This window comes from Paraburkholderia sp. (genome assembly GCF_034668105.1).
In the GTDB taxonomy this organism is placed as follows: Bacteria; Pseudomonadota; Gammaproteobacteria; order Burkholderiales; family Burkholderiaceae; genus Paraburkholderia.
The window spans coordinates 1-8,883 of the sequence record NZ_JAXDPY010000258.1 but is presented as its reverse complement, the minus strand read 5'-3'; the positions used below and the strand labels follow the sequence as shown (position 1 = coordinate 8,883).

The following is an 8,883-nucleotide window of genomic DNA, read 5'->3' as shown; positions in this document are numbered from 1 at the left end:
TCATGAAGCGCTTGCCGAGCAGAAAATCGCGATTGCCGTGCATGATGTAGAGCGCGATGCCGCGCTCCGACAACGTATGCAGCAACGCCGCCATCCGCGCCACAAACGGCTCGGCAAGCATGTCGTCGCCGATCCAGTACTCGAATAGATCGCCGAGAATAAAAACCGAATCCGCCTGCTCAGCCGTGACGCGAACGAAGTGCTCGAACGCGGCGACCGTGCGCGGGATCGCCTCGCTCAGATGAATATCGGAGAGGAAAAAAAACGGGCGTGCGGCGTGGGGGCTTTTGCCCACGCCAGGCCCGCCCGCGGCGACGCTTCGCAGCGGCGTTTCTTGCAGCATTGAAGGTGCCTGATGTCAGTTCAAACGGGTCGACGTTGATTGAACACTTAGTCGACGATCACGGCTTTTTCGATCACGACGTCGTCGGCCGGGACGTCCTGATGGAAGCCCTTCGAACCCGTCTTGACCTTCTAGATCTTCTCGACGATGTCCATGCCTTCGACGACCTTGCCGAACACGGCGTAGCCCCAGCCCTGCGGCGTCGGCGACGAGTGGTTCAGGAAGTCGTTGTCGTTCACGTTGATGAAGAATTGCGCGGTTGCCGAATGCGGGTCGTTGGTGCGAGCCATGGCGACCGAGCCGTTGACGTTCTTCAGACCGTTGTTCGCTTCGTTGGTGATCGGCTCAGCGGTCGGCTTCTGCTTCATGCCGGGTTCGAAACCGCCGCCCTGGATCATGAAGCCGTCGATCACGCGATGGAACACCGTGTTGTCGTAGTGACCGGCCTTCACGTAGTTGAGGAAGTTCTCAACCGACTTCGGCGCCTTCTCAGCATCCAGCTCGAGTTTGATGACGCCGTGGTTCGTATGTAGTTCAACCATGATGGAATCCTTTGATGAACGGGGGTGGATAAAAGGCGCGGCCGCTCGTCACTCGAGGTGCGGTGACGACGGGCCGCGCCGGGGGCGTGGATTGACGCGCTTACGTATTGCTGGACAGCTGTTTGCGTGCTGCCTTTGGTGCGCTTTGGTGCTTGCTTTCAGGCACTTACTTGCCGACCACCGTTGCCGATTCGATCACGATCGGTTTTTGCGGCACGTCGCCCATCGGGCCGCGCGTGGTAGTAGGCGTGCCTTCGATCTTCTTCACGACGTCCATGCCGCTCGTGACCTTGCCGAACACCGCGTAGCCATTGCCGTCCGGATTCGGATAGTCGAGGCCGGCGTTGTCCACCGTGTTGATGAAGAACTGCGCCGTGGCCGAATTCGGATCGCTGGTGCGCGCCATGGCGAGCGTGCCCGCGCTGTTCTTCAGACCGTTCCGGCTTTCGAGCGGGATCGGCGCGCGCGTGGGCTTCTCAGCGAAGCTCTGCGTATAACCGCCGCCCTGAATCATGAAGCCGCGAATCACGCGATGAAAGATCGTGCCGCTGTACTGGCCGGACTTCACGTAGTCGAGGAAGTTGGCGACCGTCTTCGGCGCTTTCTCAGGATACAACTCGACGCGGATGTCGCCTTCCGTGGTCTTGAAGAGGACGGACGGATGCGCGGCCTGCGAACCGGACTGGGCAAAGGCCGGGGCGTTTGCGATCAGGGCGGCGCTGCCGAGCGCCAACATCAACCATTTCATGAAGATCCCTTAGGGTTGGAAAAAACGTGTTGCCGAAAACGGTGATGGTGTACCTGGTGTGACCCGGCGTTACTTCGACGGCGCCATGTAGGGCGGCATGGCGAACGAGCCATTCGCGCCGCCATACTGGAAGCTCGGCATTTGCGACATGTCGGCGGAGCTGGCGCGCGCGGCGCTGGCTTCGGTCGGCGCGGCAGCGGCCTTCTTCACCGGCGTGCTGCCCTTGGGCGGCGAGATGACGTTCTGGATGTCGGTGAGGCGCTGCGAGGTCGTGGCGCTTACCTTGCCGAGGCTCTGCGCGCGACGGTACGCTGCGTTGGCCATGCGCAGATACAGATCGCCGAGATTTTCGTACGCGAGACCGTAGCCCGGATTCACCTTGGTTGCCGTTTCGAGCGCGGCGCGGGCTTCGTCATAACGGCCGTGCTTCGCATAGAGCGCCGCGAGGTTGTTATACGGCTCGGGCAGCTCGGGGTACTGTTGCGTGAGTTCGGTGAACGCGGTGATCGCCTCGTCGTCGCGATTCAGATGGACGAGCACCGTGGCGCGCTTGAACCTGGCCTGCGCGTCGCGCGGATTTGAGGCGATGCGCGCGTCGAGTTGGGTGAGCGCGGTTTGCCAATTCTTCTGCGCAATCGACGCATCGATCTCCGGCGTGTTGTCACGCACGGCGGGCCCCTGCGGCAGCGTGGGCGCTTTCTGCGCGTACGCGCCAGCACCCGGCAAGACCGTGAGGGCGACAGCGCAGAATGCCGTCGCGGCGAGGGTCGCGACGCTGCGCGCGCGGCCGCTGGAAGGTTTCATAGGCTCAGGTCTGGATGTTATACTCCGACCCATTCTAACAAAAGGTCTGCGCGTTCCGTCGAACCGCAAACTGTCTTTTCGCCACTCGTGGTCGTCTCCGCCATGATCGCAGCCTGACCGCCGCACCAGGTGCACCGGTTTGCTGCTGTGCAGGTTGCAGTGCAGGTCGCACCCGCTGTCCGTTCGCGGCGCGCCTTATGCACGAAACAGCACGAAGCACATTGCGGATTTCTTTCGACCCACGCACCGTTCTCTATGGAATCACTGCGCATCTACAACACGCTCGCGCGTGACAAGCAAACTTTCGTGCCGCTGCAAGAGGGCGTTGTGCGGATGTACGTCTGCGGGATGACCGTATACGACTATTGTCACATCGGTCATGCGCGCGTGATGGTCGTGTTCGACATCGTGCAGCGGTGGTTGCGCACGCTCGGTTACGACGTGACCTACGTGCAAAATATCACGGACATCGACGACAAGATCATCCGGCGTGCCGTGGAGAACGGCGAAACGATCAAGTCGCTGACCGATCGCTTCATCGCCGCCCTGCATGAAGACGCGGACGCGCTCGGCATCGAGCGGCCCGATCTCGAGCCGCGCGCTACGGATTTCATTCCGCAGATGCTCGGCATGATCGAGGCGCTGGAGGCGAACGGCTACGCGTATCAGGCGGCCGACGGCGACGTGAACTACGCGGTGCGCAAGTTCCAGGGTTACGGCAAGCTGTCGGGCAAGTCGCTGGAAGATCTGCGCGCGGGCGAACGCGTCGCCGCGAACGACGCGAAGCAGGACCCGCTCGACTTCGTGTTGTGGAAGCAGGCGAAGCCGGACGAACCGGCCGACACCGGCTGGGAGTCGAAGTACGGGCGTGGGCGTCCCGGCTGGCATATCGAATGCTCGGCGATGGGCTGCACGTTGCTCGGCGAACATTTCGACATTCATGGCGGCGGACAGGACCTGCAGTTTCCGCACCATGAGAACGAGATTGCACAGAGCGAAGCTGCCACCGGACAAACCTTCGTCAATTACTGGATGCACAACGGCTACGTGCAGATCGACAATGAGAAGATGTCGAAGTCGTTGAACAACTTCTTTACGATCCGCGAAGTGCTGGCGCAGTACGATGCCGAGGTCGTGCGCTTTTTCATCGCGCGCGCGCATTACCGTTCGCCGTTGAATTACAGCGACGTGCATATCGACGACGCCCGCAACGCGCTCGCGCGTTTGTACACGTCGTTGAAGGATGTCACGCCGGACGGCACGGCGCTCGACTGGAACGAAGCGCATGCGCAGCGTTTCCAGGCAGCAATGAACGACGACTTCAACACGCCGCTTGCAGTGTCGGTGTTGTTCGAGTTGGCAACTGAAGTGAACCGCACGCGCGACCCCGCGCTGGCCCGTCAATTGCGGCTGCTCGCGCAAGTGCTCGGGTTGCTTGGCCGCGAGCCGCGTGCATACCTGCAGCAGGCGGCGGGCGCCGCCGCGCAAGGGGCGCTCGAGCCCGCTGCGATCGAAGCGAAGATCGCGGCGCGCGTGGCCGCCAAGCAGGCGAAAGACTATGCCGCAGCAGACCGGATCCGGGCCGAATTGCTCGAGGCCGGCGTTGCACTTGAAGACAAACCGGGCGGGTTGACCGAGTGGCGGCGCGTGTGAGCGCAGCTCGACCATCCCTTTGATCGACTCGCCAGGCAGGAGGCAGGATGGCAACGGCCACGAAGACGCCGGCTAAACGAGCCACGTCTCAAACAAACGCGGCAGCCGCGGCAAAGTCGACACGAACGTCGGCTCGCACGGGCGGCAGCGCGGTAAAAAAAGCATCGTCGAAAACCACCGGGGGGGCGGCGAAGACCGGCGCGCGCACAGCGGCCGGTGTGGCAACGGCGGCTGCCGCGGGTACCACGGGTACGGCGAAGAAGGCCGCGGTCAAGCGCGCGCTGAACGGCGCGTCGGCGCACGCGCCGGTTGCCACGCGCGCGAAACCATCGCGCGCAAAGAGCAATGGCGCGTTGCCTGCCGAACTCGCCGACGACGTGCAGGAACTCGCGCGCGACACGCACGAAGGCGAAGTCGTACGCAAAACGCGTGCGTCGTCGAGTGCGGGTGGCGAAGCTGCGAGTGCGGCTGAACTCGCGGTGCCCATGCAGATCGGCGGCCTCACGCCTGAAGTCACCCGTCCCGCGTATTGGGACAAGGCGTGCGCGGACCTCGTCAAGCGCGATCGTATTCTGAAGAAGCTGATTCCGAAGTTTGGCCCGGTGCATCTGCTGAGCCGTGGCGATCCGTTCGTCACGCTTGCGCGATCGGTGGTCGGGCAGCAGATTTCGGTGGCGTCCGCGCAAGCCGTCTGGGCGAAAGTCGAGGCGGCGTGTCCGAAGCTCGTCCCGCAGCAGTTCATCAAGCTCGGTCAGGACAAGCTGACCGCGTGCGGGCTGTCCAAACGCAAGGCCGAATACGTGCTCGATCTCGCCCAGCACTTCGTGTCGGGCGCGTTGCACGTCGGCAAGTGGACCTCGATGGACGACGAGGCGGTGATCGCCGAACTCACGCAGATCCGCGGCATCGGTCGCTGGACCGCGGAAATGTTCCTGATCTTCAATCTGTCGCGCCCTGACGTGCTGCCGCTCGACGACCTCGGCCTGATCCGTGCAATCAGTGTCAACTACTTTAGCGGCGAGCCGGTCACGCGCAGTGAAGCGCGTGAGGTTGCGGCAAACTGGGAGCCGTGGCGTACTGTCGCGACCTGGTATATGTGGCGTAGTCTCGACCCGTTGCCCGTCGATTACTGAGTGTCTCAAACCGGCGCATCGCATGAGGCCGCTAGAGAGTAATCGCCCAATCGCTCGACGGGACTTCCTTCCGGGCGGGGACTTTCAGCGAGGCGAAACACCGGGGTGTGGCGGCCGGGCGTTGTCGTGAGAAGAACAAGCGGCCATGTTGTTTCAAAAATCTATCGATTACTAGAGGTCGATAGTTGCGACATGGTTTTGACAGCGGCGAGCGCGGTTAGAATACGCGCTGCCGGTAAGTCCAAGGATTACAACCAATGAAGACCACCTTTCTGGATTTCGAACAGCCGATCGCTGAACTCGAAGCGAAGATCGAAGAATTGCGCTTCGTGCAGGACGATTCGGCCGTCGATATTTCGGAAGAGATCGAGCGGCTGTCCAAGAAGAGTCAACAGCTCACCAAAGATCTGTACGCGAACCTGACCCCGTGGCAGGTGTCGCAAATCGCCCGACATCCGCAGCGGCCCTACACGTTCGATTACGTGAGCGAGCTGTTCACCGATTTCCACGAACTGCACGGCGACCGCAACTATGCGGACGACCTGTCGATCGTCGGCGGCCTTGCGCGTTTCAATGGCCAGGCCTGCATGGTGATCGGCCATCAGAAGGGCCGCGACACCAAGGAGCGCGCGCTGCGCAACTTCGGCATGCCGCGTCCGGAAGGCTATCGCAAGGCCGAACGTCTGATGCGTCTCGCTGAGAAGTTCAGCCTGCCGATCTTCACGTTCATCGATACGCCGGGCGCCTACCCGGGCATCGGCGCGGAAGAGCGTGGCCAGTCCGAGGCGATCGGCCGCAATCTGTATGTGATGGCTGAACTCAAGACACCGCTGATCGCCACGATCATCGGCGAAGGCGGGTCGGGCGGCGCGTTGGCGATTGCTGTCGGCGACAGCGTGCTGATGCTGCAATTCTCGACCTATTCGGTGATTTCGCCGGAAGGCTGCGCATCGATCCTGTGGAAGAGCGCCGCGAAGGCGCCGGAAGCAGCAGAAGCGCTCGGCCTGACCGCGCATCGTCTGAAGGCGCTCGGTCTGATCGACAAGATCGTCAACGAACCGCTCGGGGGCGCGCATCGCGATCCGAAGGGCATGGCCGCCATGCTGCGCCGTGCGCTCGCCGATTCGCTGCGCCAGTTCCAGGGTATGAGCATCAACGACCTGCGTCAACGCCGTTTCGAACGGTTGATGTCGTACGGCAAGTTCAAGGAAACGACGCCGGGTGCTTAAGCCCGCGCGCGTTCTCTTTCGTCCTTCAGCGCTTCACGCGCTAACAACGTGACTCCCTGCGCCGAAACGCCCGCCGACCGCCTCGTTCTCGAGGCGGTCGGCGCGGCGCTGTCCGGGCTCTCCGCGAGCGCGCGCATTGCGATTGCGTTCAGCGGCGGCGTCGATTCGAGTGTGCTGCTCGATGCCACGGCGCGTGTCGCGGGCGTGTCGCGTTGTGTCGCGCTGCATGTGCATCATGGCCTCAGTCCTCACGCCGACGAATGGCTCGCGCACTGTGAAGCGTTTGCGCGGGAACGTGGCGTCGAATTCGCGGCACAGCGCGTCGAGGTGTCTCGTGACGCGGGCGTGAGCGTCGAGGCCGCGGCACGCGATGCGCGTTATCGTGCGCTGGACGCGATGTGCACAACTCGCGGCATTCACACACTTTGGCTCGCGCAACATGCGGACGATCAGGCGGAGACCGTGCTATTGCAGTTGCTGCGCGGCGCGGGCCTCGCGGGTCTTGCGGCCATGGCGCCCGAGTATTTGCCGGCGGGTGCCGCTGCGCTGCGCGTACGGCCTTTGCTGCACCTGCTGCGGGCGCAGCTCGAACAGTACGCGGACGCCCGCGATTTGCACTGGGTCGACGATGAATCGAACGCGGACACACGTTACGCGCGCAACGCGTTGCGCCACGAGGTGACACCGGCGCTGGCCGTCCACTTTCCCGGTTTTCGCGACGCGCTCGCGCGCACGGCGGCGCATGCGGCATCGGCGCAACGTCTGCTCGACGATCTTGCGCGTATCGATCTCGATGCAGCCGTGAGAGACGAAGGCCGTGCGCTATCGCATGACGCGCTGCTAGCCCTCGGCGACGATCGTGCGCTCAACCTGCTGCGCTACTGGATGCGCAAGCTGGGTCTCGTGGCGGCATCAACCGTGCGTCTGGTCGACGCGTTGCGCCAGTTACGCGAAGTCGGGGCGGCGGGCGAGGGCCATAGCCTGCGTATCGATCACGCGGGGCAGGCGTTGCGCAGTTATCGCGGGCTTGTGTATTGGGAGGCGGGCGATAGCAGCGAGCCCGCCGACGAAACCGCGCTCGCCATGCGCGAGGTCAGCGAACTCGCATGGCAGGGTGAAGCGATCTGGCGTTTGCCGCAGTGGCGGGGCACCTTCGTGTTTGTCGAAGTCGCTATCAATCGGGATGCCGGTGCCAATGCCGGTGCTGATAGTGATGGTGCCAGCGACGCAGCGGGCAACGCAGCGTCCGACGATTCCACTACGCTTCCCATCAGCGTTCTACGCCGAGCGCTGTTGAGCGCACGCTCACGCAGCGGCGGCGAACGGATGCGCACGGGCGCCGCACCGGGCACGCCACGCCGCACGCTAAAAAACCTGTTCCAGGAGCGCGGCATTCCCGCATGGAAACGCGACGTGCCGCTGCTTTACATCGGTGACGAACTGCTGTTCGTGCCTTTGCTCGGTGTGAACCGCGCCGCGTTGCCCGAGCAGTTAGATGCGGCCGAAGCGCGTATCCGGATCATCTGGCGCGAGGATTGGCTGGTTGCCTGACCGGCCGGTCGGACATCGACGCAATCGATCCAATGAATCTGTAAATAGCGCGCAAAGCCGCACCGGACAAGCCTTCCCAGCGCGTAATAGGGACTGTTCGACGGCCGTTCCAGCTTGTTTTTTTGCGCCCGATCGGGTAATTTAGCTTGTTTGCCCGACCCGATTTCGCCGTCGCTTTTGTCAATTTTGTCGGTTTGCGATCGTGATCCGTCGTCTCCGGTAAGCCTCTAGCGATCATTCCCGGGCAAATCCGCGCGTGCTGCACGCGTGCTGCATTTACGCCGCCACACACTTTGCCGTCGTTCACAAGACGTTGCGCTCCGGTGCTTTTGTGCGGTCGTCTCCAGCGCGCCAGCGCGGTTTATCCTCCAGTTCAGAACGACAATGGCACTCATCGTACATAAATACGGCGGCACCTCGATGGGCTCGGTCGAGCGCATCAAGAACGTCGCCAAGCGCGTCGCGAAATGGCACAAGGCCGGCCACAAGATGGTCGTCGTGCCGTCGGCAATGTCAGGCGAAACCAACCGCTTGCTCGGTCTCGCGAAAGAAATCACGAGTCAGCCGAGCCCCCGCGAACTCGACATGATCGCCGCCACCGGCGAGCAGGTCAGCTCGGGGCTGCTCGCCATTGCGCTGCAGGAAGCCGGCGTCGACGCGGTCAGCTATGCCGGCTGGCAAGTGCCGGTCAAAACGGATAGCGCGTTCACGAAAGCACGCATCAGCGAAATCGACGGCGAGCGCGTGCTGCGTGATCTCGAAGCGGGCAAGGTGGTGGTGATCACGGGCTTCCAGGGTATCGATCCTGACGGCCACATCACCACGCTCGGCCGCGGCGGTTCGGATACATCCGCTGTCGCAGTCGCTGCCGCGTTGAAAG

Annotated in this window: 7 protein-coding genes and 2 pseudogenes; 5 read left to right on the top strand and 4 right to left on the bottom strand. The window is 62.9% G+C overall.

Annotated features, from left to right (window positions below):
* From QOC89_RS12135 to QOC89_RS12120, 4 genes and pseudogenes are all read right to left on the bottom strand, one after another.
* A partial coding sequence (locus QOC89_RS12135; RefSeq protein ID WP_323045235.1) for a metallophosphoesterase occupies positions 1 to 343 on the bottom strand: 343 nt, incomplete at its 3' end.
* Positions 344 to 390: 47 nt separating this feature from the next.
* Positions 391 to 885 (bottom strand): annotated as a pseudogene (locus QOC89_RS12130) (peptidylprolyl isomerase).
* Positions 886 to 1,051: 166 nt separating this feature from the next.
* Positions 1,052 to 1,633, bottom strand: coding sequence for a peptidylprolyl isomerase (locus QOC89_RS12125; RefSeq protein ID WP_323045234.1), 582 nt, complete (start codon positions 1,631 to 1,633; stop codon positions 1,052 to 1,054).
* Positions 1,634 to 1,702: 69 nt separating this feature from the next.
* Complete coding sequence (locus QOC89_RS12120; RefSeq protein ID WP_323045233.1) at positions 1,703 to 2,437, bottom strand: tetratricopeptide repeat protein; 735 nt, start codon at positions 2,435 to 2,437, stop codon at positions 1,703 to 1,705.
* Between the two features lie 255 nt (positions 2,438 to 2,692).
* Between QOC89_RS12120 and cysS the strand changes: the two genes are divergently transcribed.
* The 5 genes and pseudogenes from cysS to QOC89_RS12095 all read left to right on the top strand — a co-directional run.
* On the top strand, positions 2,693 to 4,090 hold the full coding sequence (gene cysS / locus QOC89_RS12115; RefSeq protein ID WP_323045232.1) for a cysteine--tRNA ligase: 1,398 nt from the start codon (positions 2,693 to 2,695) through the stop codon (positions 4,088 to 4,090).
* A gap of 47 nt (positions 4,091 to 4,137) precedes the next feature.
* A complete protein-coding gene (locus tag QOC89_RS12110) occupies positions 4,138 to 5,223 on the top strand; it encodes a DNA-3-methyladenine glycosylase (protein WP_323045231.1) in 1,086 nt (361 codons plus the stop codon).
* A 257-nt stretch (positions 5,224 to 5,480) separates the two neighbouring features.
* Positions 5,481 to 6,452 carry an acetyl-CoA carboxylase carboxyltransferase subunit alpha gene (locus tag QOC89_RS12105; RefSeq protein WP_128589679.1) on the top strand — a complete coding sequence of 324 codons (972 nt, stop codon included), beginning with the start codon at positions 5,481 to 5,483 and terminating at the stop codon, positions 6,450 to 6,452.
* Positions 6,453 to 6,500: 48 nt separating this feature from the next.
* A complete protein-coding gene (gene tilS, locus QOC89_RS12100) occupies positions 6,501 to 8,003 on the top strand; it encodes a tRNA lysidine(34) synthetase TilS (protein WP_323045230.1) in 1,503 nt (500 codons plus the stop codon).
* 384 nt (positions 8,004 to 8,387) lie between these two features.
* Positions 8,388 to 8,883: pseudogene (locus QOC89_RS12095) on the top strand (aspartate kinase); the annotation flags it as partial.